This window comes from Solimonas sp. SE-A11 (assembly GCF_030345715.1).
Classification (GTDB): Bacteria; Pseudomonadota; Gammaproteobacteria; order Nevskiales; family Nevskiaceae; genus Solimonas_A.
The window spans coordinates 156,686-178,308 of sequence record NZ_JAUASX010000003.1; the positions used below are offsets into that span (position 1 = coordinate 156,686).

The window sequence follows — 21,623 nt, forward strand, 5'->3', positions numbered from 1 at the left end:
AGAGGGGGAGTGGGGCGCAGTATTCGGGCGCGGCCCCGGGGAATCCTCACCCTTTGGGATGAACTGCGGGGCATCGCAGTGCAGCAAAAAACAGTACGCAGTTTGAGGGAGGAGGCTATCCGGGGGGCTTCCTAAGCTGGGCGGGCTGCAAACACTAGAACGATCAGCGGAGGAGAACCCATGTTCCGTCGCAACCCATGGCCGTTTGCGTCCCGCGGCCTGCTGGCCGCCTGTGTCCTGGTACCGGTACTCGCCAGCAGCCCCGCAAAGGCAGGGGAGTTCGAGCTGGTCGGGCTCGATGGTGATTGGCAGATGCAGCTGGGCTATGCGGCGGCGATGCGCCTGCACGATGCCGATGACCGCATCATCAATGCGCCGGGGTCGCCGGACATTCCGGTGCCCGAGACGCTGAAGATTCCCGAGTCCGCGAACTACGACGATGGCGATCGCAACTTCGACAAGGGAGCCCTGTTCAACAACCGTCTCAGCGTGCTGGGCGAGATCGGGCTGACACACGAGGACTACGGCATCCGGGTCCGCGCCGACGCGTTCTACGACGACGTCTACCGCCGCCGTAACGACAACCGGCAGTCGGCCACGCTGAGCCAGACCACGGGCAACATCAACTATCCGCACCAGGGCCCGGTGAACCGCTTCACCGACGCGGCGGAGTACTACGACGGCGCGCGTGCGCGGCTGCTGGATGCTTATGTCTACGGCACCTGGTACCTGGGCGACGAGGCGGCGCTGAACCTGCGTGTGGGGCGCCACATCGCGGCCTGGGGCGAAAGCCTGTTCTTCTCCGGCATCGCGCTGGCGCAGTCGCCGGCCGATGCCACCAAGGCCAACGTGCCGGGGGCGGACGTCAAGAGCATCCTGCTGCCGGTCAACCAGGTGTCGATGCAACTGGCGCTGACGCCGGAGCTGACCCTGCTGGGCCAGTACAAGCTGGAGTACAAGTCCACCGAGTTGAACCCGGTGGGCGAGTACTTCTCGGTGGCCGACGTTGTGGGGCCGGGCGCACAGTTCACCTACGGCCTGGAGAACCCGCTGTACCTGCCGAACCTGGGCGATGTGAACCTGCTATCGAGCGACTTGGGCGAGTACCTGCAACTGGTCGCCGACTTCGCCGGCCTGCCGCCGAACCAGGCGCTGACCTTCCTCAGCAACACCCTGGCGGCGCTGGACCCCTTCCTGCCGGACCTGCCGCTGCCGGTGGCCAGCATCCCGATGCCGGGTCAGCCCAAGTACATCAATGTGCTGTACAACGGCGAGAAGAAGCCCAGCGACCATGGCCAGTACGGCGTCGGCGTGAAATACCAACTGACGCCGAACACCGGTGTGGGCCTGTACCACCTGCGCTACCACAGCACCACGCCGGCACCGGTGCAGACCTACGGCTCCGCGCCGCTGCTGGTGCTGCCCAACGGCACGCCGCTGCTGGCTACCGGCTACCTGGGCCTGCAGGTGCCGGTGACCTACCAGCCTAACTATTTCGACGGCATCCACATGACGGCGCTGAGCTTCTCCACGGCGCTGTTCGGCGCCAACGTGGCCGGCGAGGTGATCTATCGTGACGGTGCCGACGTCCTGGTGGACCTCAGTAGTGGCCTGCTCGGCCCGGTGCCTTCGCCGACGCGCGCCAAGATCATCCAGGGCCTGCTGTCGGCGATCTACTCCTTCGGGCCTCAGAACCTGGGTGGGCTGCCGCTGTGGGACACGCTGTCGGTGGTGGGTGAAACCGGCTACGTGCATGTGCAGGAGGTCGATCCGGTCTGCAATCCCTACGAGTGCAATACCAAGCTGCACAACTCGACCGACTCCTCGGCCATCTCGCTGCTGTTCATCTTCGATCGCAAGAACGTGCTGCGCGGCTGGGACCTCACCGTGCCGGTCTATGCCGCGCGCATGCTGGAGGGCCAGTCCTCGCTGACGGCCGCCTTCGGTCCCCTGGCCGGCATCCAGGACAAGCGCCTCAGCGTCGGCGTCAACATGACCTACCTGCAGCAGTTCACGCTGGGTGTCACCTGGGCCGGTTATTTCGGCACTCCGCACTTTGCCAAGAACCCTTATGCCGACCGTGATTTCGTCGGCGTCTCCGCCAAGTACAGTTTCTGAACCTCGATGAATTTCCGCGCTGTCCTGCTGTTCCTGCTGCCCCTGTCCGCGCTCGCGGCGGACCCGCCCAGCCAGTGGTCCTACGTCGGCGGCGATGCCGGTGGCCAGCGCTGGTCGCCACTGGCGGATATCCGCAAGGACAATGTGCAGAAGCTGAAGCCGGCCTGGACCTTCCATCACGGCGACTTCTCGCAGGGGAACGAGCAGCACGGCGCCACCGCCTTCCAGGCCACGCCCCTGCTGGTGGATGGCACGCTGTACTTCTGCACGCCCTACAACCGCGTTATCGCGCTGGATGCCGCCAGCGGGCGCCAGAAATGGCGCTTCGACCCCAAGGTGAAGCTTGACGGCGTCTATGCGCCGACCTGCCGCGGCGTGGCCTGGTGGCGTGACGCGCAGCGGAAACCCGGCGCCGCCTGTGCAGAGCGCATCTACACCGGCACGGTCGATGCGCGCCTGATCGCGGTGGACGCGCGTACGGGCCGGCGCTGCGAGGACTTTGGCTACAAGGGCGAGGTCAACCTGCTGCAGGGCCTGGGCAAGGTCGGGGTGGCTGAGTACTACATGACCTCGCCGCCTCAGGTGATCCGTGACCGCGTCGTCACTGGTGCCTTCGTCAAGGACGGCCAGCGCATCACTGCGCCCAGCGGCGCCCTGCGCGCCTTCAATGCGCGCACGGGCGAACTGAAGTGGGTCTGGGACCCGGTGCCCCCTGGCATGAAGGCCGTCACGGCGGAGCAGGTGAAGCAGGGCGCCACGCTGACCCCCGGCACGCCCAACGTCTGGGCGATGATGTCGGCCGACGTCGAGCATGGCTTGGTCTTCGCACCCACCGGTAACGCGGCGCCGGACCACTACGGCGGAGCCGAGCGCCATGGCCTGGATTACTTTGCGTCGTCCATCGTCGCCCTGGATGCCGATACCGGCGCGCTGCGCTGGCGCTTCCAGACGGTGCATCACGACATCTGGGACTACGACGTCGCGGCCCAGCCGGTGTTGTTCACCGCGCGCATCGGCGGCAAGCCGGTGCCGGCCCTGGTGGCGGCGACCAAGCTCGGCTTCGTCTTCGTGCTGAACCGGCTCACGGGCGAGCCGCTGCTCCCGGTGGAGGAGCGCAAGGTTCCGCAGTCGACGCTGCCGGGGGAGAAGACCTCGTCGACGCAGCCGTTCCCGACCCGGCCCGCGCCGCTGCACCCGCTGAAACTCACGCGAGACGACATGTGGGGCCTGACGTTCTGGGACAAGGGCAAGTGCCAGGCAGCCTTCGATGCGCTGGACTACCAGGGCGTGTTCACGCCGCCGTCGCTGAAGGGCTCGCTGCAGTACCCGGGCCTGGGCGGCGGCATCAACTGGGGCTCGGTGTCGCTGGACCCGGTGCGCAACCGCCTGCTGGTCAACCTGCAGGCCGCGCCGTTCAGGATCCAGGCCGTGCCGCGCAAGGACTACCACGGCACCACCGGCGCCACCGACCTGGTCGGCATGCATCCGCAGGAGGGCACGCCCTACGTCACCGTGCGCGCGCCCTTCCTGTCGCCGCTGAAGACGCCCTGCATCGCGCCGCCCTGGGGCCGGCTGGTGGCCATCGACCTGGACAGCGGCGACAAGCTCTGGGATCGCCCCCTGGGCAACCTGCACGGCATGGCGCCCTTCGGTGATCGCTGGGAGGTGGGCACGCCCAATTCCGGTGGTTCCCTGCAGACCGCCGGCGGCGTGGCCTTCATCGCCGCCGCCATGGACCAGTACCTGCGCGCCTTCGACATGGACAGCGGCAATGAACTCTGGCGCCACGAACTGCCCTTTGCCGCGCATGCCACGCCGATGACCTACCGGGCCGGCGGCAGGCAATATCTGGTGATCGGTGCCGGTGGGCACGGGGCGCTGGGCACCAAGACCGGCGACGCGATCGTCGCCTTCACCCTGCAATAGCGCTTATGGAACCGCAGAACTGGGATCACGAAACCGACGTGCTGGTGGTGGGCACCGGCGCCGGCGCCATGACTGCCGCGCTGCGCGCCGCCAAGGCCGGTGCGCGCGTGCTGATGGTGGAGAAGGGCAGCCACTATGGTGGCACCTCCGCCACCTCGGGTGGTGGCCTGTGGATTCCCGCCAACCATCTGATGCCCGGCTGCAACATCCCCGATAGCGAGGACGAGGCCCTGGGCTATCTGCGCACACTGACCGGTGATGACGTGCCGGAGGCCAATGTGCGCTCTTACGTAGCCAACGGTCGCCGCATGCTGCGCTGGCTGGTGGACCACAGCCGCGTGGAGTTCCAGGCCATGTCCTACTACGCGGACTACTATCAGCACCTGGCCGGCGCCAAGCCCGGCGGGCGTTCCATCGACCCGCTGCCCTACGACGCAAGACAGCTCGGCGATGACTTCGCCGGCCTGCACGAGCCGCATCGCCAGACCCGCGTGATGGGCATGATGGGTTACACCAATACCGAAGGCGCGATCCTGCTGTCGAAGTCGCCCGGCTGGTTCAGGCTGCTGCTGCAGCTGGCGGTGAAGTATTTCCTGGACCTGCCCTGGCGCCTGTTCTCGCGGCGTTCGCGCCGCCTGACCATGGGTAACGCGCTGATCGCGCGCCTGCGCCATTCGCTGCTCGATGCCGGCGTGCCGATCTGGCTCTCCTCACCGGCAGTGGACCTGCTGCCCGATGGGCAGGGCGGGGTGGCCGGCGCCACCGTGCGTCGCGAGGGGCGGCTGCTGCGGGTCATGGCAGCCAAGGCGGTGATCCTGGGCAGCGGCGGCTTCGAGCACAACCAGGCGCTGCGCGAGCGCTACCTGCCTGCACCCAGCCGCACGCAATGGTCCGCGGCCAATCCCAACAACACCGGCGACATGCTGCAGGCCGCGCAGAAGCTCGGCGCCGCCACCGCGCTGATGGACGAGGCCTGGTGGGGGCCCACGATCCGCCTGCCGGAGGAAGACCGCGCGCGCATGCTGTTCACCGAGCGCTCCATGCCGGGCGCGATCGTGGTCAACCGCGCCGGCCAGCGCTTCTTCAACGAGTCGGTGGCCTACACCACGGCGGTGCAGGCCATGTACGGCCCCGGCAACCTGCCGGCGTACATCGTCTTCGATGCCCGCTACAAGCGCGAATACCCCTACGGCCCGCTGTTGCCGGGTGGTATGCACCTGAACTGGCTGCAGCCGCGCCAGGAGCGCCTGCTCAAGCGCGGCGCCACGCTGGCGGAGCTGGCCGGACAGTTGGGCGTGGATGCCGCGGGCCTCCAGGCGGCCGTGGCGCGCTTCAACGGTTTTGCCGCCGCCGGCAAGGACGGCGACTACCAGCGCGGCGAGAACCCCTACGACCTGCTCTACGGCGACGTGCGCATCCAGCCCAACCCCTGCCTCGCGCCGGTGGCCGAGGGGCCGTTCTACGGCATGGAGATCCACCCGGGCGACATCGGCACCAAGGGCGGCCTGGCCACCGATGAGCACGGACGGGTGCTGGATGGCAATGGCGCCCCGCTGCGGGGCCTGTACGCCATCGGCAACTGCGCCGCCTCGGTGACTGGGCGATACTACCCCGGTGCCGGTGCCACCCTGGGGCCGGCCATGACCTTCGGATTCCTGGCCGCAGAACACGCATGTGCAGTGACGCAGTAGCCGGCAGCAAGCGCCGGAAAGCCCCGCCGGAAGGATCGGCCGCGCCGCTCGGCAAGCAGGCGCTGAAGACCCAGCGCACCCGCGAGAAGATCATTTCCGCGGTGATCTCGCTGATCAAGGAGGGCGGCTATTCGCATGCCTCCTCCAGCCGCATCGCCGAGCGCGCCGGTATCACCTGGGGCGCGGCGCAGCATCACTTCGGCAACAAGGACGAGATTCTCGACGCGGTCATGAACCTGGCTCATGAGCGCTTCGCCCAGCGCATGGCCGAACCCGCCCTGCGGGTAGGCCCGCTGCCGCAGCGCGTGGAGAGCTTCCTGGAGACCATGTGGGCGCATTACCAGGATGACGCTTATCTCGCGATGCTGGAGATCCTGCTCGCCACCCGCGGCTTCCACGAGGAGGCCCCGCCCAACTGGGAAGACCGCTTCAGCCGCGACCCGCTGGTGTCGTTGCGCGAGATCTTCGCCGACGTGAAGCTGGACGACGCCCGCGCCCGAGAGATCCTGACCTTTGCCCACTGCTTCCTGACCGGGCTGACGATCGAGCGTGTGTTCGAGCAGAAGGTGCGCAACACCCCGCGCTATCTGGGCCGCATCCAGCAGACCGTGCTGGCGATGCTGCGGGAGCCCTGAGGCTTTTTCGAAGGTAGGAGCGGCCGTTGGCCGTGAAGGGCCTTGCCCGGAACGGAAAGGATCGCGGCCAACGGCCGCTCCTGCATCGGGCGGGCTGTGGGAAACCCCCATTTCCTGATCCATTCGGAGCAGGCCCCTCCCGCTTTACCCCCTGTAAGGTCCATGCAAACCTGAGGGGATCCATGAGCACGCCAGAACAACCTGCGGCCCCGGCCGCACCCAAGCCCACCCGCATTCCGCCCATCGTAACGCTCGACGCCAAGTTTTTCTGGGAGGGCGCCGACAAGGAGCTGTTCCTCGGGCAGAAGTGCGGCGACTGCGGCGAGTTCCGTTTCCCGCCGCGGCCGATGTGCCCCAAGTGCTTCAGCGTCAAGACCGAGGAGGTGCCACTGTCCGGCAAGGGCACGGTGCATTCCTGGGCCATTGCCCGCCATCCGCCTCCGTTCGGCTTCAAGGAAGCCCCGATCATTGCCGTGATCGAACTGGAGGAGGGCATCCGCTTCGTCTCCAACGTCGTCGGCGTGGGCTATGACGAGGTGGTGCAGGACATGCCGGTCGAGGTCACCTTCGAACCCACGATGAACAACCACAAGGTGCCGGTGTTCCGGCCCATCAAGAAGTAAGGAAGACCCCATGGCCCGCAAATTCACCGAAGCCGCCATCGCCGGCATCGGCGCCACCGAGTTTTCCAAGGAATCCGGCCGCAGCGAGCTGCAGCTAGCCGCCGAGTGCGCCAAGGCCGCCTGCGACGACGCCGGCATCAGCCCGCACGACATCGACGGCATGATCACCTTCACCATCGACAACAGCGACGAGGTGATGCTCGCGCGCTGTCTCGGCGTGAAGAACCTGGCCTACACCACCCGTATCCCGGGCGGTGGCGCCGCCGCGGCCGGCACGATCTTCCAGGCCATGGCCATGATCAATGCGGGCGTCTGCAACAACGTGTTGATCTGGCGCGCCATGAACGAGCGCAGCCAGTACCGTTTCGGCCAGAACCCGACCAACACCACCAGCTACCAGTCCGGCAACGGCACCGGCTCGCTGCTGTGGTGCGTGCCCTTCGGCGCCATGACCCCGGCCAGCTGGGGCGCGCTGCAGGCCCAGCGCTACATGCACAAGTATGGCGTCACCAACCGCGACCTCGGCCTGATTTCGGTGCAGCAGCGTAAGTACGCCGCCACCAACCCCAAGGCCTGGTTCTACAACAAGCCGATCACGCTGGAAGATCACCAGAACTCCAAGTGGATCATGGAGCCGCTGCTGCGCATGCTCGACTGCTGCCAGGAGAGCGATGGCGGGCAGGCGATCCTGGTCACCAGCCTGGAGCGCGCGCGCGATCTCAAGCAGAAGCCGGTGCGCATCCTGGGCGCTACGCAGTCGATCCCCTACAACGTGGAAGTGATCTCCAACTACTACCACGAGGACCTCACCGTGATGCCCGAGGCGCAAGGCGTAGCCGGGCGCCTGTGGGACATGGTGGGCCTGGGTCCCAAGGACATGCAGGCGGCGATGATCTACGACGCCTTCACCCCGCATGTGCTGCTGCAGCTCGAAGGCTTCGGCTTCTGCAAGGCAGGCGAGGGCAAGGACTTCGTCAAGTCCGGCGCGTTGGCCATCGACGGCATCCTGCCGACGAACACCCATGGCGGCCTGCTGGGTGAGGCATATATTCACGGCATGAACAGCATGGCCGAGGGTGTGCGCCAGATCCGCGGCACCTCGGTCAACCAGGTGAAGAGCGTTACCAACGTGCTGGTGTCCTCCGGCATGGCGGGAGCGGTCCTCAGCGCCGACTAGTCTTTGGGGGCGGGCGGGAGCCCGCAGGGAGCAGTGCGATGCGTCGTATCCAACTGGCCGCCTCGGGGGAGGTCCAGGAAGGACGGCTGCAGGCGGTGAGCGCAACCGTGCGCTCACCGCTGCCGGTCCGTATGGCCTTGCGCGCCTGCGCCGTACGCTATCCGCAACCTGATCCCTCGAAGCCATGAACATGCTCTCCCACTCCGAGTACGGCGCCACGCTGCGCGTCGAGTCCGGCATCGAATTGCCCGAGCTGCCGTCCGCGCGCATCGCCGTAGACGTCCACACCCCGGACTTCCGCAGCCTGCGCTCGCCGCCGGTGGTGCTGGTCTGCCTGCCGGGCGGCGGCATGAATCGCCGCTACTACGACCTGATGCCCTCTGACGGCGACAGCAGCTTCAGCTTCGCGCGGCAGATGAGCGCGCGCGGCTTCATCGTCGTCACCATGGACCACCTGGGCATGGGCGACAGTGACCGCCCCGAGGACGGCTACCTGCTGACTGCGGACCTGCTGGCCCGCGCCAACAGCCAGGCCACCGACGTGGTGCTGCAGCGCCTGCGCGAGGGCAGCCTGGTGCCGGGCATCCCGCGCCTGCCGCACCTGCTGAGCCTGGGCGTGGGGCATTCCATGGGGGCCATGATGACCGTGCTGCAGCAGGCCCAGGCCCGGCAGCATGCCGGCATCGTGCTGCTGGGCTTCTCCACCCGCGGTCTGCCGGAGTACCTGCCCCCCGAGGCCCGCGAGTTGGCGGCGGACCCCGTGGCGGTGCGCGCGCAGTTGCCGCGGCTGGCCAGGAAGATGTTCGTGGAGTCCTACCCGGTGATCCGCGCCAACGCGGGCTCCAACTCGATCTATTCCGGCAACAACGCCGACCCGCGAGCAGTGGAGGCGATCAAGGCGGCCCGCGGCCCGCTGCTGCCGGTGCCGGCCTTCATGTCGATGCTGCCCGGCAACGTGGCCCCCGAGGCGGCGCAGATCGAGGTGCCGATCTTCCTGGGCCTGGGCGAGCGTGACATGGCGGGCCCCACCCACCAGATTCCCGCGGCCTTCCACAAATCGCGCGACGTGACTCTGCACATCCTCAAGGAAGCCGGCCACAGCCACTTCCTGTTTGCCTCGCGGGACGGCCTGTTCGAGCGCCTGTCCCTGTGGATCCGCGCCGTGGTCGAGATCCAGGCCGAGCGCGCTGGCTGAGCCTGCCGCCCGCTCCGCCAGGGTCGGGCAGGGAGGTAAGCCGGACTCACTCAAGTGGACGGGGTACTCTCCCCGCTGCTGGACTAAAGTTCAGCCATCGGGCCGCCCCTCGCGCGGTGGCCCTATTATTCGCTTATAACTGATTGACGCTGGAGACAAAGATGGCAAAGACGGCACTCAAGGCAGGCGCTCGCTTCAAGAGCACGGTCTGCGACACCCAGGTGATGGTGGTCAAGGCCCCGGCCGGTGAGTTCGAACTGCGCTGCGGCGGCGCCGACATGGTGGGCGCCACCGCCCCGGCGGCGGCCGGCGGCACCCTGGACCCGGCCCTGTCCGGCGAGACCCTGATCGGCAAGCGCTACGTCAACGCCGACGAGTCCCTGGAACTGCTCTGCACCAAGGGCGGCAAGGGCACGCTGTCGCTCGACGGCGTCGCGCTGGAGATCAAGCAGGCCAAGCAACTGCCGTCGTCGGACTGAAAAGACGGGAATCGGGAATGGGGCATCGGGAATCGTAGAAGCCACAGGTTCAGATTCCTGATGACCCGTCTTTAACGATTCCCCATTCCCCATTCCCGATTCCCGGCTTCCCATGAATATCTCCACCATTCTCGACATGGCCGCCGAAGCCTTCGGCGACCGCATCGGCGTCGTCTCCGGCGGCCAGCGCTACACCTACGCGGAGCTGCGCGAGGCCGCCTACCGGGCCGCGCGCCGCTTCAAGGCCAGCGGCGCCGCCTACGTCGCCCTGCTGGACGTGAACAGCCCGGCCGCTCCGGTCGCCCTGTTCGGCGCTGCCTATGCCGGCATCCCCTATGTGCCGCTCAACTACCGCCTGACCCAGGTCGAGATCAACAAGCTGCTGGCGCGTGTCGCGCCGGCGGTGCTGGTCACCAGCGCCGATTTCAGCGGCAAGCTCGAGCAGCGCGCCGACATCCAGGTGATCGACCGCGCCGATTTCCTGAGCCTGCCGGAGGGCGGCGACGAGCTGCCGCAGCCTGAGGAGGACCCGCGCGCCATCGCCGTGCAGCTGTTCACCAGCGGCACCACCGGCGAGCCCAAGGCCGCGATCCTGCGCCACGAGAACCTGATGTCCTACATCGTCGGCACCGTGGAGTTCGCCGCGGCGGAAGAGGATGACGCCATCATCGTCACCGTGCCGCCGTACCACATCGCCGGCATCTCCGCGGTGCTCAGCTCCACCTATGCCTGCCGCCGCATGGTGCAGATGGAGAACTTCGAGGCCGCCGCCTGGCTCGAAGCCTGCCGCGAGAACAGCGTCAGCAATGCCTTCCTGGTGCCCACGATGCTTCAGCGCATCGTCGACCACCTCGTCGAAGCCGGCTCGCAGCCGCAGCTCCCGGCCCTGCGCGCACTGGCCTACGGCGGCGGCAAGATGCCGCTGTCCACCATCGCCAAGGCGATGCAGCTGTTCCCCACGGTGGATTTCACCAACGCCTACGGCCTGACCGAGACCAGCTCCACCATCGCCGTGCTGGGCCCGGACGACCACCGCGCCGCCGCCGCCAGCAGCGATCCCGCCGTGCAGCGCCGCCTGGCCTCGGTGGGCAAGCCTGGCGCGGTCGAGATCGAGATCCGTGACGAGTCCGGCAAGGTGCTGGGTGCCGAGGAAGCCGGCTTGGTGTTCGTGCGCGGCCCGCAGGTCTCGGGTGAATACCTGTCGCTGGGTAGCCAACTGGACGCCGACGGCTGGTTCCCTACCAAGGACCGTGGCTATCTCGACGCCGAGGGCTACCTGTTCCTCGACGGCCGTGCGGATGACGTCATCGTGCGCGGCGGCGAGAACATCTCACCGGGCGAGATCGAGGACGTGCTGCTCGGCCACCCGGCCGTGGCCGACGTCGCCGTCGTTGCCATGCCCGACGAACAGTGGGGCGAGGGCGTGGCCGCCGCGGTCGTGCTCAAGTCCGGCGCCAGCGCCTCGGTCGCCGAGTTGCAGGAACTCGTGAAGGGCAAGCTGCGCTCCTCGCGCGTGCCGCAGGCCATCGTGTTCAAGGACGCATTGCCCTACAACGAGTTGGGCAAGGTCCTGCGCCGCATCATCCGCCAGGAATTCGTCTGAGGACGCCACATGCCTTTCGTGATCGAGAAGACCGTCGAGATCGCCGCGCCCGCCGACGTGGTGTGGGAAGTGATCACCGACATCGCGCGCTACCCGGAATGGAATCCCTTCCAGGTCCAGATGCAGACCTCGTTCAAGCCGGGCGATGCCATCGACATGCAGGTCAAGCTGATGGCCAAGCCGCAGGCCCAGCGCGAGTGGGTCACCGAGTTCATCCCCGGCAAGCGCTTCGCCTACCAGATGAAGGCGGTCCCGCTGAACACGCTGTCGAGCCGACGCTCGCACGACGTCGAGGCCATCGGCCCCGGCCGCACGCGTTACCACTCCTACTTCCACCTCAAGGGCTGGCTGCACCCGGTCGTGGTGGGCCTGCTGGGCAGCAAGCTGCAGGCCGGCTTCGCCGGCATGACCGCCGCCCTGCAGAAGCGCGCCGAGGACCTGGCCAGGCAGCGCAAGGCCGCCTGAGCCGACCGCGCGCGTAGCGCCGTAGCGCCGTAGCGCCGTCGCGCCGCGTCTGCTGTACTGCGCGCCTATGTCAGAGCGCGAAGACCCCATTGCACAGGCCTATGCCGAACACCTGCTGGCCTCACTAGGCCGGCAGGCCGAGGCATCGCTGGCGCTGCCGATGGAGCATCCCGCCCTGCGCTGGTCGCGCTGCGGCCTGATGGCCCTGACCGGCACGCCCGACACCCCCCTGATGTTTCCTGCGCCGCTGGCGGCCTGCGCCGACGGCGCGCTGGCGGCCCTGGCCGCGCTGGGTCCCGCGGGCGCCCTGGACGGCATCGACGCCGCGGCGCTGCTGGCCGAGCGCGCGGCCATCGCCGGGCACCGGCGGGGAGGGGATGTTTCCCCCGGCGGCGCCTGCCGCCTGCTGCGGGCGGCGGACGGCTGGCTCGCGCTCAACCTTGCACGGGACGACGACTGGGACCTGCTGCCGGCCTGGCTGGAGACGGAACTCTCGCCCGGCTGGGAGGGCGTGGCAGCGGCCGTCCGCGAGCGCCTCCTAGAGGCATTGATCGAGCAGGGACGGTTGCTGGGGCTGGCGCTGGCCGATGCACAGCCCATGACGGACACGGTGCCCTGGCAGCGCGGCCTCACCGCAGCAGCCCCTATGGCCCGCAGCCGCCCGCCTCGAATTCTCGATCTGTCCTCGTTGTGGGCCGGCCCGCTCTGCGGACACCTGCTGCAGCGGCTTGGAGCCGACGTAGTGAAGCTGGAAAGCACCCAGCGTCCCGATGGCGCACGCAACGGCCCGCCGGCCTTCTTCGACCTGATGAACGCCGGTAAGCGCAGTGTGGCGCTGGACCTGCGCGGCGACGAGGGCAGGGCGCAGCTGCGCGGCCTCATCGCCGCCGCCGACATCGTCATCGAAGCCTCGCGTCCGCGTGCGCTGCGGCAGATGGGCTTCGACGCCGAGGCCCTCGCGCGCGAGCATCGCCTGACGTGGATCAGTCTCAGCGGCTACGGCCGCGGCGCGCCGCAGGAGCAGTGGATCGCCTACGGCGACGACGCCGCGGTGGCCGCGGGGCTCAGCGACACGCTGTACCGCGCCACCGGGCAGGCCCTGATCGTCGGCGACGCCATCGCCGATCCCCTGACCGGCCTGCATGCCGCGCTGGCCGCCTGGGCAGGCTGGCAGGCGGGCGGCGGCATGCTGGTGTCGCTGGCATTGCGCGACGTGGTGCGCCACTGCCTGCAGTTCGACCTGCCGGGCGGCGACGAAGCCCTGCGCGCACGCCAGCGCCATTGGACCGGACTGGCCATGGCCGATGGCAGCGCCCGCCTGCCGCAGGCCCGCAGTGCCCGCGGAACGGCGCCCGCGCTGGGCACACACACCGCCGAGGTGATCGCGGAGTGGGCCGCATGCTGATCCGCCGTGCCGAACTGGGCGGCCTGCGCGTGGACCTGCGCCTGCGCGAGAACCGCATCGTCGAGATTGCCGAAGGCTTGCCTGTCCTGCCGGGGGAGGACGTGCTCGACGCGGCAGGTGGCGCCCTGCTGCCTGGCCTCAAGGATCACCACCTGCACCTGCACGCCCTGGCGGCCGCCCGTGCCTCGGTGGACTGCGGTCCACCCGCCGATGCCGACGCACTGGCGCAGGCGCTGCGCTACGCCGACCGCAAGCTACCGCCGGGCCAGTGGCTGCGAGGCATCGGCTACCACGAGTCGGTGGCCGGCGATATCGATCGCCATTGGTTGGACGCCACCGTGCCGGAGCGGCCGCTACGCCTGCAGCATCGCAGCGGCCGCCTCTGGCTACTGAACTCGGCGGCACTCGCCCTGGTGGAGCAATCTGCCGACGATCCCCTGGAGCGCCGTGGTGGACGCGCCACGGGGCGTCTGTACGACGCGGATGCCTGGCTGCGCACGCGCATCGGTGGACGTCGTCCTGCGCTGGGCGAGGTCAGCCGCTGGCTCGCCAGCCGCGGCGTCACCGGGCTCTGCGACACCAGCCATGACAACGACACCGCCGCCTGGTCGGTGTTCGCCGGGGCGCAGCAGCGTGGCGAACTACTGCAGTCGCTGCGCGTGATGGGCAGTGCGGCACTCGATGCCGTCTCCAGCACGCCCGGCCTGCAGCGCGGCGAGCGCAAGTTCCACCTGCACGATCACGAGTTGCCGGACTTTGACGAGCTCTGCGCCGACATCCGTGCCGCACATGCTGCGAACCGCGGAGTGGCGTTCCATTGCGTGAGCCGTGTGGATCTCGCCTTTGCCCTGGCGGCGCTGCAGGAGGCTGGCGTTCGTGGCGGCGATCGCATCGAGCACGCCTCGGTCTGCCCGCCGGAATTCCTGGAGCAGGTTGGCGAGCTCGGCCTCATCGTGGTAACGCAGCCGGGATTCATCGCGATACGCGGTGACGCCTATCTACGCGACGTCGAGGACTTCGATCGCCCCTGGCTTTACCGCCTGCGTGGCTTCCTGGATCGCGGTATCCGGCTCGCGGGCAGTTCCGACGCGCCCTATGGCGATGCCGACCCCTGGGCCGCGATGGATGCCGCGGTGCGGCGGCGCACGGCGTCGGGGCAGTCGGTGGCAGGCATGGAATCGCTGACGCCGGAACAGGCGCTGGCGCTGTTCACCTCACCGCTGGAGGCGCCGGGGTGTGAGGTACCGAAGCTGGAGGTGGGAGCGGTGGCGGACCTGTGCTTGCTGACAGAGCCTTGGGGCGCGGCGCGCAATGCGCTGGCGGAGATCGAGGTTCTGGCGGCGTGGAGAGAGGGGAGGCTGATCTCCGGATGAGATAAGCCGAACCGTTCATGCCGAGTAGCCTCATGAGCGCAGCGAGCGTGCGTATCGAGGCACGTGGCCGGCAACGCTGAGAGCTTTAAAGAGGTGGCGCCATCCATGGTGGGACAGCAGCTACCTGAATAGCCCCCCGGGCATGTTCGGCTTGCTTTGGCATGACATCGAGTCATGCCTCAGCGAGGCCAAGCATTCCATGGCCGCCCGCGATGCCCAGCAGGCGATGCCATTCAGGCATTGCCTAAGCGCTGGGCATCGCCCACGGCGGCAACGGCGCCACCAGCCTCGCTCCGTCATATCCCGTCACCTTGCCGAAGTATTCCGCCTCGGCATTCCAGTCGCGGCAGGCTTGCGTCAGCTCATCCTTGGTGCGCGCCACGAAGTTCCACCACATCAGCGGTGCTTCCTGCATCGGCTCGCCGCCGATCAGCAGCATCACGGCTGGCGCATCGCAGCGCAGCGGCAGGGCATCGCAGCCCTGGCCGAGATAGAGCAGGGTGCCGGGCGCCAGCACTTCGTCGCGCACCGTCACGCTGCCCTGCAGCACCAGCGCGGCATATTCGAAATTCGGGTCCATCGGGAACTGCGTCTGCGCGTCGGCGGCGGCGCGCAGCTCCATGCCCACCAGTGGCGTGTGGATTTCGGCGGGAGAGCGCTCGCCCAGCGCAGTGCCGGCCAGCACGCTCACCAGGAAGCCGTCGTGGCGGGCCTGTGGCAGCTGCGGGTGATGCGCGAAGGCGGGCTCGCCGTGGCGGCGTGACTCCGGCAGGGCGATCCAGAATTGCGCGCCGTGCATGCCGCCAGGGCGGGGCACCGGCGATTCCTCGGAGTGGCAGATGCCGCGGCCGGCGGTCATCAGGTTCAGCTGGCCCGGCTTGATCGGGCATAGGCTGCCGAGGCTGTCGCGATGCAGGATCTCGCCCTCCAGCAACCAGGTCACGGTCTGCAGGCCGATATGCGGGTGCGGTCCCACCCGCATGCCCTTGCCGGTCGATACGTCGGCAGGGCCGAAGTGGTCCAGGAAGCACCAGGCGCCGACCAGTCGGCGCTGGCGCGTGGGCAGGGCGCGGGCGATGCGCATGCCCTCGCCCAGGGTGGCGGTGGAGGCTTCGATCCGCTGCGTCAGCGGACCACCATGGTCGTCAGGGAGGATCAGGCTCATGGGCGGCAGGCTCGCCCAGCCGCGCCGGGGATGCAAGCGGGAACGATGCGCCAGCATGACAGTCCCATGCCAGGTGGCTATTCCCGACTCATGTTGCAGTGCGGGAGTAGTCGGTTCGGACGAGGCACGAAAAGGGGTGTTCAATAACATGGCGCAACGCTACGAACTATGATTCTGGTGGCTGTACCGGGCTGACACGAACTCGAAGGGGACGCAGACGTTCCCCGCGTTATCTGGAGGATATTGGATGAAATTCAAACCCGTACTGGCGTCGTTCCTGCTGGCCTCTGTGGCCGGCATGGCGAGCCAGAGTGTTTCCGCCAAGGTCTCGGCCGAGAAGGCCGCCGAGCTCGATGGCCCGAAGTTCACCTGCATGGGTGCCGAGAGGGCGGGCAACAAGGACGGCACCATTCCCGAGTACAGCGGCAAGTGGGTCGGCACCTGGCCGGGCCAGACCAAGCCTTTCGGCTATGAGCCGGGCCCGTACAAGGACGAGAAGCCGGTCTTCTCGATCACGGCGCAGAACTACACCAAGTACGCGGACAAGCTGACCGAGGGCCAGAAGGCGCTGTTCAAGAAGTACCCGCAGTCCTACAAGATGAACGTGTACCCGACCCACCGCGATTTCGGCCACAAGCCCTGGGTTTGCGACACCACCAAGAAGAATGCCGTCACTGCCGAAGTGGTCAACGACGGCCTGGGCACCACCGGCATCAGCGGCGCCATCCCGTTCCCGTTCCCGCAGAACGGCTCGGAGGCGGTCTGGAACATCATCAACCCGCACCGCGCCTACACCGAGCAGGCGGTCTGCGACATCGCTGACGTCTACGCCAACGGCAGCGTCGCCTGGGGCCGCAACAAGTTCATGACCCTGAACCCGGGCAACAACCCGGCCAAGCGTGGTTCCTACACCGACAAGATCAACGCCTACTTCTACACCGGCTACCTGCTGCCGGAGCGTGACAAGGGCTTCGTCGCTGTCGGCTACCAGCCGAACAACTTCAGCAACGACGCCACGCAGTCCTGGCAGTACCAGCCCGGCATCCGCCGCGTGCGCCAGGCGCCGGAAGTCTGCTGCGACTACCCGGTTCCGCCCGCCGGCCTGCGTACCGTCGACGACGACTACGTCTTCAACGGCTCGCCGGAGCGCTACACCTGGAAGCTGGTCGGCAAGAAGGAAGTGTACGTCCCGTACCACAACTTCAAGATCAACGACCCGGCCCTGAAGTACAAGGACATCATCAAGCCGAACACCGTCAACCCCGACTATGTGCGCTACGAGCTGCGCCGCGTCTGGGTGGTCGAGGGCTCGCTGAAGTCCGGCATGCGCCACATCTACTCCAAGCGTACCCTGTACGCGGATGAAGACTCCTGGATCGCCCTGTGGGCCGACAACCAGGACGGCCGTGGCCAGCTGTGGCGCGTCGCCTTCGTGAACTACTTCTACTCGCAGGAATCCGCCACCTGGCACCGCGGCGCGTCGATCTACCACGACCTGACCTCCGGGGCCTATGAGGCCGGCTACCTGACCAACGAGCGCGGCAAGGACTGGTGGCGCATCAACGTGCCCCTGACCCCGGCCATGTTCACGCCGGAAGCTGCGGCTCGCGGCGGACATTGATGTAAAAGACGGGAATGGGGAATGGGGAATCGGGAATCGTGAAAGCGGTTCCGGTTCCCCATTTCTTTTGCCTGAACGATTCCCGATTCCCGATTCCTGGACGAAGTCATGAAAACCGCATTCATCACCGGCGCCAACATCGGCCAGGCCAACCTGATCACCAAGGCGCTCGCCGGGCAGGGCTGGAAGGTCTTTGCCGGCGTGCTGCCCGGCGCACCCACCGACCTGAAGACCGGCGGCAACATCGTCGTGGTCGACCAGGACGTGTCCAAGACCGAATCCGTGCGCGCCAGCGCCGAGATCGTCACCCAGGCCCTGAACGGTCAGGGCCTCGACCTGCTGATGAACGTGGCCGGCGTGGCCAACGTCGGCGTCGGCGTAGTCGAGGGGGCTGATCTTGCCGCCGTGGAGCGGCTGTTCAACATCAACATGTTCGGACAGCTGCGCGTGATCCAGGCCTTCCTGCCACTGCTGCGCCGCAATGCGCCGGGCTCGCGCATCGCCAACTACAGCTCGGGTGCCATCATCGCCAACCCGGTCGGCGCCGGTGCCTACAACATGACCAAGCACGCCATCCACGGCATGACGCTGACGCTGCGCCATGAGCTGGCACCGCTGGGCATCCAGGTCACCTCCATCATCCCTGGCGGCGTGCTGACCGCCATGTCCGCCAACTCCCATGCCAACACCCTCAAGACCTGGGGCGAGCAGCCGGCCGACATCCAGAGGGTCTATGAGCCGCTGAAGGGCGTCATGTGCCAGGTGTTGCCCGACATGCTGGAGAAGACCGGCAGCACCCCGGAGCAGGCCCTGGAAGGCACGCTGGAGATCCTGGCGAAGAAGAAGTGGAAGCCGATGGAGCTGCTGGGCAAGGACGTGAAGCCCATGGGCGTGATGCGCCGGCTGTTCTCCGACAGCCAGCTCGAGTCGCTGATGCGCATGACCTTCAAGATCCCGACGCTGAAGGCCTGAGAGACTCCCAAAGAAAGCCCCGGCTTCCGCGAGGAGGCCGGGGCCTTTTGCTACGTGCCGTTCAGGCGCCGGTCGGGACGGCGGTCTTGGCGTCCGGGGTTTGCCAAAGCAGGCCCGAGCCGGGGTCGATGGCCCCCAGCAGCCGGTGCAGCAGGGTCTTGAGCATTGCCGCCTCGCCGGGTGCCAGGCGCTCCAGCAGCTGCGATTCCACCGCCTTGGCCGCGGAGATCAGGCGCAGGGCCAGCGCGCTGCCCTCGTTGGTCAGCTGGAACGCCGGGCCTTCGGCATCGGTGGTGCCGCCCACCGAGCGCGCCAGTCCGCGGCGGATCAGAGCACCGGCAGCGGCGTCGCTGTGCTCGCCCAGCACGCTGGACATGCCGGTGTCGAGCTCGTCGGCGTTCATGATGCGTTTCAGGGTCAGCGTCGAGAGCAGGTAGAACTCCTCGTCGCTCAGGCTCTCCTCGGCCAGGGCCTTGCGGATCTGGCTGAAGAACTGGAAATGGCTACGGCCCAGCAGGTAGCCGAGGAAGTCCTCGTTGAAGCTGCCGGCGAGGGCCGGGTTGCGCGGCTCGCTGCTGCCCTTGTGGGCCGCGTGCGCATAACGACCACTGTGGAACACCAGCGGGGCATTCTCGGCACGATCGAAAGCGAGCACCTCGCCGACGAAGATGACGTGGTCGCCACCCTCGTACTGGAAAGCCGTGCGGCACTGGAAGCGCGCATTGCAACCACGCAGCAGCGGCACGCCGCCCAGGCCTTGCTCGATATCAATGCCGGCGAACTTGTCGATGCCGCGCTTGGCGAAGCGCGCCGAGACGGATTCCTGGTCGGCGGCCAGCACATGCACCGCCCAGTTCCCAGCCTTCTGGAAGGCCTCCAGGCTCAGCGAGTTGTTTGCCAGGCTCCACAGCACCAGCGGGGGATTGAGCGAGACCGAATTGAAGCTGTTGGCCGTCAGCCCCACCTGCGTGCCGTCCGGCGCGCGGGTGGTGATGACGGTCACGCCGGTGGCGAAGGTGCCGAGTGCCTTGCGGAACTCCTGCGGATCCAGGGGGGCTGCGGTCTGGCTCATTCTCGTTAGAAGTTGTACTTCGCGGTGAAGCCGACGTTGTCGCGATCGGCGTAGGGGTTGGCCTTGAAGTCCGGCGTGCCGTAGTAGCCGCTGTAGCTGACGCCCAGCGTGATCTTCTGCAGGTAGGTGAAGTTGAAGCCGATGCTGGCTCGCCAGTCGTCCTCGCCCATCTGCGAGCCGAAGCCGGACAGCAGCGAAGACTGGCCCAGCACGGTCTTGGAGTGGGTGACGGGCACCTGCAGGTCCCAGCCGTTGAAGATGTTCTTGCGGTCGAAGATGAACAGGAAGGAATAGGCCGCGGCTTCCTTGGTATAGGTCAGCTTGTCCGAGCAACTGGTCGGGCCGCAGCCCTCGTCACGGTCGATTACCCAGTTGTAGCCGAAGTCCGAGACCACGGTGAGGGCGTCCCAGAAGTACTGGGGCCCGATCACGTACAGCGCGTTGACGTTGACCTGGCCGACCTTGGCGCGTACCGGCGTCGGCACCGGGCCGAGCAGGCCGCCGTCCACGTCCACCAGCACGTCCACGCCGTCGCGGTAGATCAGTTCGCCACCGACGTTGGCACCGAACAGGGCCGTGGAGAAGCTCATCGCCGACATGTGGATGCCATCGAAGTACTTCACGTTGTAGGTCACCGGCACCTGCAGGCCCAGTTGCGCGGTGGTGATGTCCGGGCCGCCCGGCACCGGCGAAGGCAGCAGCAGCGCGGAACCGTAGTTCTGCACCGGAGCTGGCGTGGTGTTGTGGTAGCGCAGGTGGTAGAGGCCGAGATTGGTGTTCGGCGTGAGCTGGTACTTCAGGCCCAGGCCGTACTGGCCGTAGTCGCTGGGGCGGATGTCCGGGCCGCGCTGCACGTTGATGTAGCGCGGAGTGCCGGCCGGCTGGATCGCCTCCAGGTTCGGCAGCGGCAGGTCGGGCAGCAGCGGATCCAGGCGGCCCAGGATGGCGCCCAGCGCGTTGTAGACCGGCGTACCCACCGTGACGTTGGGCAGCAGCAGGCGGTTGATCAGGTCCAGTGCTTCCGGGATGTCGTCGGACAGCAGGTTCACGTCGGCCAGCTGTGCCAGGTATAGCGGGTTGTCGATGCCGTAGATGAACTCGGCGCCGGGGCCCACCACGTCGGCCACGGAGAAGAACTCGCCCACCGGGTTCAGTTCGGTCGGCTTGTATTCGAGCTTGTACTGGCCGAGGATCGTCAGGCGATCGTTCAGTGCCAGCTGCATGGAGACCTGGTTCACCGGCAGCAGGATGCTCTTGACGTCGGCGCCCGGTACGGTCGCCTTGGTGGCGTCGGCAGGCGACTGGGCCAGTGCGATGCCGGCGAAGAACAGGCTCTCGCCCCAGGCGGCGATGTGGCGGCCCACGCGCACGTTCAGCGCGGCTTCGTCGGTCAGGTACCAGGAGCCGTAGACGTAGGCGTCGAGCAGGCGCGCACGCTGGCCGTCGTAGTACTCGGCGTCGTCGCTGAAGCGGTTGGTCGGCAGCTCGGTCTTGTTGATCGTCGCGCCCGGCTGGTCCGGCGCCGGCGAGGTGTTGTCGTTCTTGCGGTGATAGACGTCGTCGTAGAACGCGTCGCCGCGCAACAGGATGCCGTAGTCGCCGTAGCTCAACTGGACTTCGCCCAGCAGCGACAGGCGATTATTCACCAGCGAGTGCTTCTTGAAGTTGCGGTTGCCGTCGTCGTAGTTGTTGGACTCGGGCAGCTTCAGGTAATCCGGCAGCGGGATCGAGTCGGCAGGGGCCGTGGCGATGATGCGGTTGTCCGGATCATGCAGGCGCATGGCGGCGGAGTAGGCGGCCTGGACCTGGTATTGGCCGTCCATGCCCAGGAAATCGAAGGAGCCGGCCATGGCCGGAAGAGCCGCACCACCGAGGAACGCCGCCACCAGCTTCGGACCGTAGGTCCAGCGCGTGCGAGCGCCCTCCATTCCCTGCTTGGACATCATCTTCTCCCCTCAGCCTGCTTTTATTAGGAATATGCAGACGTTACCGTAGAGTTCCGGACTGAGCCTAGCCTCACCCGAAAAGATTAGGGGTGTCTCCTGCGAAGCGGGTATGGCGGCCCTCTCGGAAATCGGGCATCTTGAATGGCGCCTCAGGACA

The 21,623-nt window shown here is 67.4% G+C and carries 17 protein-coding genes; 14 read left to right on the forward strand and 3 right to left on the reverse strand.

Going from position 1 to position 21,623, the window contains the following annotated elements; genetic code table 11:
* Positions 1-180: 180 nt before the first annotated feature.
* From QT386_RS05690 to QT386_RS05745, 12 genes are all read left to right on the forward strand, one after another.
* Complete coding sequence (locus tag QT386_RS05690) at positions 181-2,118, forward strand: DUF1302 domain-containing protein (RefSeq protein ID WP_289272777.1); 1,938 nt, start codon at positions 181-183, stop codon at positions 2,116-2,118.
* Between the two features lie 6 nt (positions 2,119-2,124).
* Entirely contained in the window at positions 2,125-4,044 is a 1,920-nt protein-coding gene (locus QT386_RS05695; protein WP_289272778.1) for a pyrroloquinoline quinone-dependent dehydrogenase, read from the forward strand.
* Positions 4,045-4,049: 5 nt separating this feature from the next.
* Positions 4,050-5,735: an FAD-dependent oxidoreductase gene (locus tag QT386_RS05700; protein WP_289272779.1), complete on the forward strand. Its 1,686-nt coding sequence runs from the start codon at positions 4,050-4,052 to the stop codon at positions 5,733-5,735.
* Positions 5,717-6,370, forward strand: coding sequence for a TetR/AcrR family transcriptional regulator (locus tag QT386_RS05705; protein ID WP_289272780.1), 654 nt, complete (start codon positions 5,717-5,719; stop codon positions 6,368-6,370). Before QT386_RS05700 ends, QT386_RS05705 begins: the two co-directional genes overlap by 19 nt.
* A gap of 182 nt (positions 6,371-6,552) precedes the next feature.
* On the forward strand, positions 6,553-6,993 hold the full coding sequence (locus QT386_RS05710; RefSeq protein WP_289272781.1) for a Zn-ribbon domain-containing OB-fold protein: 441 nt from the start codon (positions 6,553-6,555) through the stop codon (positions 6,991-6,993).
* Between the two features lie 10 nt (positions 6,994-7,003).
* The gene (locus QT386_RS05715; protein WP_289272782.1) at positions 7,004-8,170 is read left to right on the forward strand and encodes a lipid-transfer protein; all 1,167 of its coding nucleotides are present in this window, start codon (positions 7,004-7,006) and stop codon (positions 8,168-8,170) included.
* A gap of 190 nt (positions 8,171-8,360) precedes the next feature.
* Positions 8,361-9,365 carry an alpha/beta hydrolase gene (locus QT386_RS05720; RefSeq protein ID WP_289272783.1) on the forward strand — a complete coding sequence of 335 codons (1,005 nt, stop codon included), beginning with the start codon at positions 8,361-8,363 and terminating at the stop codon, positions 9,363-9,365.
* A 161-nt stretch (positions 9,366-9,526) separates the two neighbouring features.
* Positions 9,527-9,844, forward strand: coding sequence for a hypothetical protein (locus QT386_RS05725; protein ID WP_289272784.1), 318 nt, complete (start codon positions 9,527-9,529; stop codon positions 9,842-9,844).
* 112 nt (positions 9,845-9,956) lie between these two features.
* The gene (locus tag QT386_RS05730; RefSeq protein ID WP_289272785.1) at positions 9,957-11,447 is read left to right on the forward strand and encodes a class I adenylate-forming enzyme family protein; all 1,491 of its coding nucleotides are present in this window, start codon (positions 9,957-9,959) and stop codon (positions 11,445-11,447) included.
* A 9-nt stretch (positions 11,448-11,456) separates the two neighbouring features.
* A complete protein-coding gene (locus tag QT386_RS05735) occupies positions 11,457-11,912 on the forward strand; it encodes an SRPBCC domain-containing protein (RefSeq protein ID WP_289272786.1) in 456 nt (151 codons plus the stop codon).
* Positions 11,913-11,979: 67 nt separating this feature from the next.
* Positions 11,980-13,317 (forward strand): CoA transferase, encoded by a 1,338-nt coding sequence (locus QT386_RS05740; protein WP_289272787.1) that lies wholly within the window; start codon positions 11,980-11,982, stop codon positions 13,315-13,317.
* Positions 13,311-14,690: an amidohydrolase family protein gene (locus QT386_RS05745; RefSeq protein WP_289272788.1), complete on the forward strand. Its 1,380-nt coding sequence runs from the start codon at positions 13,311-13,313 to the stop codon at positions 14,688-14,690. Before QT386_RS05740 ends, QT386_RS05745 begins: the two co-directional genes overlap by 7 nt.
* Before the next feature lie 244 nt (positions 14,691-14,934).
* Here the strand turns inward: QT386_RS05745 and QT386_RS05750 are convergent, their stop codons facing one another.
* Positions 14,935-15,855 carry a pirin family protein gene (locus QT386_RS05750; protein ID WP_289272789.1) on the reverse strand — a complete coding sequence of 307 codons (921 nt, stop codon included), beginning with the start codon at positions 15,853-15,855 and terminating at the stop codon, positions 14,935-14,937.
* 247 nt (positions 15,856-16,102) lie between these two features.
* Here QT386_RS05750 and QT386_RS05755 point away from each other — a divergent pair, with 247 nt between their 5' ends.
* A complete protein-coding gene (locus QT386_RS05755; RefSeq protein ID WP_289272790.1) occupies positions 16,103-17,476 on the forward strand; it encodes a DUF1329 domain-containing protein in 1,374 nt (457 codons plus the stop codon).
* Between the two features lie 108 nt (positions 17,477-17,584).
* Positions 17,585-18,448, forward strand: coding sequence for an SDR family NAD(P)-dependent oxidoreductase (locus QT386_RS05760; protein WP_289272791.1), 864 nt, complete (start codon positions 17,585-17,587; stop codon positions 18,446-18,448).
* Positions 18,449-18,509: 61 nt separating this feature from the next.
* On the opposite strand, the gene QT386_RS05765 is transcribed toward QT386_RS05760, so the two are convergent.
* Positions 18,510-19,520 (reverse strand): flavin reductase family protein, encoded by a 1,011-nt coding sequence (locus tag QT386_RS05765; RefSeq protein WP_289272792.1) that lies wholly within the window; start codon positions 19,518-19,520, stop codon positions 18,510-18,512.
* 5 nt (positions 19,521-19,525) lie between these two features.
* Positions 19,526-21,463, reverse strand: a complete 1,938-nt coding sequence (locus QT386_RS05770; RefSeq protein WP_289272793.1) for a DUF1302 domain-containing protein — start codon at positions 21,461-21,463, stop codon at positions 19,526-19,528.
* Between the last annotated feature and the right edge of the window lie 160 nt (positions 21,464-21,623).

Excerpts from the sequence above, each read along its gene's own strand:
- QT386_RS05690 (WP_289272777.1), top strand. The coding sequence starts at position 181 with ATGTTCCGTCGCAACCCATGGCCGTTTGCGTCCCGCGGCCTGCTGGCC.
- QT386_RS05695 (WP_289272778.1), top strand. The coding sequence starts at position 2,125 with ATGAATTTCCGCGCTGTCCTGCTGTTCCTGCTGCCCCTGTCCGCGCTC.
- QT386_RS05700 (WP_289272779.1), top strand. The coding sequence starts at position 4,050 with ATGGAACCGCAGAACTGGGATCACGAAACCGACGTGCTGGTGGTGGGC.
- QT386_RS05705 (WP_289272780.1), top strand. The coding sequence starts at position 5,717 with ATGTGCAGTGACGCAGTAGCCGGCAGCAAGCGCCGGAAAGCCCCGCCG.
- QT386_RS05710 (WP_289272781.1), top strand. The coding sequence starts at position 6,553 with ATGAGCACGCCAGAACAACCTGCGGCCCCGGCCGCACCCAAGCCCACC.
- QT386_RS05715 (WP_289272782.1), top strand. The coding sequence starts at position 7,004 with ATGGCCCGCAAATTCACCGAAGCCGCCATCGCCGGCATCGGCGCCACC.
- QT386_RS05720 (WP_289272783.1), top strand. The coding sequence starts at position 8,361 with ATGCTCTCCCACTCCGAGTACGGCGCCACGCTGCGCGTCGAGTCCGGC.
- QT386_RS05725 (WP_289272784.1), top strand. The coding sequence starts at position 9,527 with ATGGCAAAGACGGCACTCAAGGCAGGCGCTCGCTTCAAGAGCACGGTC.
- QT386_RS05730 (WP_289272785.1), top strand. The coding sequence starts at position 9,957 with ATGAATATCTCCACCATTCTCGACATGGCCGCCGAAGCCTTCGGCGAC.
- QT386_RS05735 (WP_289272786.1), top strand. The coding sequence starts at position 11,457 with ATGCCTTTCGTGATCGAGAAGACCGTCGAGATCGCCGCGCCCGCCGAC.
- QT386_RS05740 (WP_289272787.1), top strand. The coding sequence starts at position 11,980 with ATGTCAGAGCGCGAAGACCCCATTGCACAGGCCTATGCCGAACACCTG.
- QT386_RS05745 (WP_289272788.1), top strand. The coding sequence starts at position 13,311 with ATGCTGATCCGCCGTGCCGAACTGGGCGGCCTGCGCGTGGACCTGCGC.
- QT386_RS05750 (WP_289272789.1), bottom strand. The coding sequence starts at position 15,855 with ATGAGCCTGATCCTCCCTGACGACCATGGTGGTCCGCTGACGCAGCGG.
- QT386_RS05755 (WP_289272790.1), top strand. The coding sequence starts at position 16,103 with ATGAAATTCAAACCCGTACTGGCGTCGTTCCTGCTGGCCTCTGTGGCC.
- QT386_RS05760 (WP_289272791.1), top strand. The coding sequence starts at position 17,585 with ATGAAAACCGCATTCATCACCGGCGCCAACATCGGCCAGGCCAACCTG.
- QT386_RS05765 (WP_289272792.1), bottom strand. The coding sequence starts at position 19,520 with ATGAGCCAGACCGCAGCCCCCCTGGATCCGCAGGAGTTCCGCAAGGCA.
- QT386_RS05770 (WP_289272793.1), bottom strand. The coding sequence starts at position 21,463 with ATGTCCAAGCAGGGAATGGAGGGCGCTCGCACGCGCTGGACCTACGGT.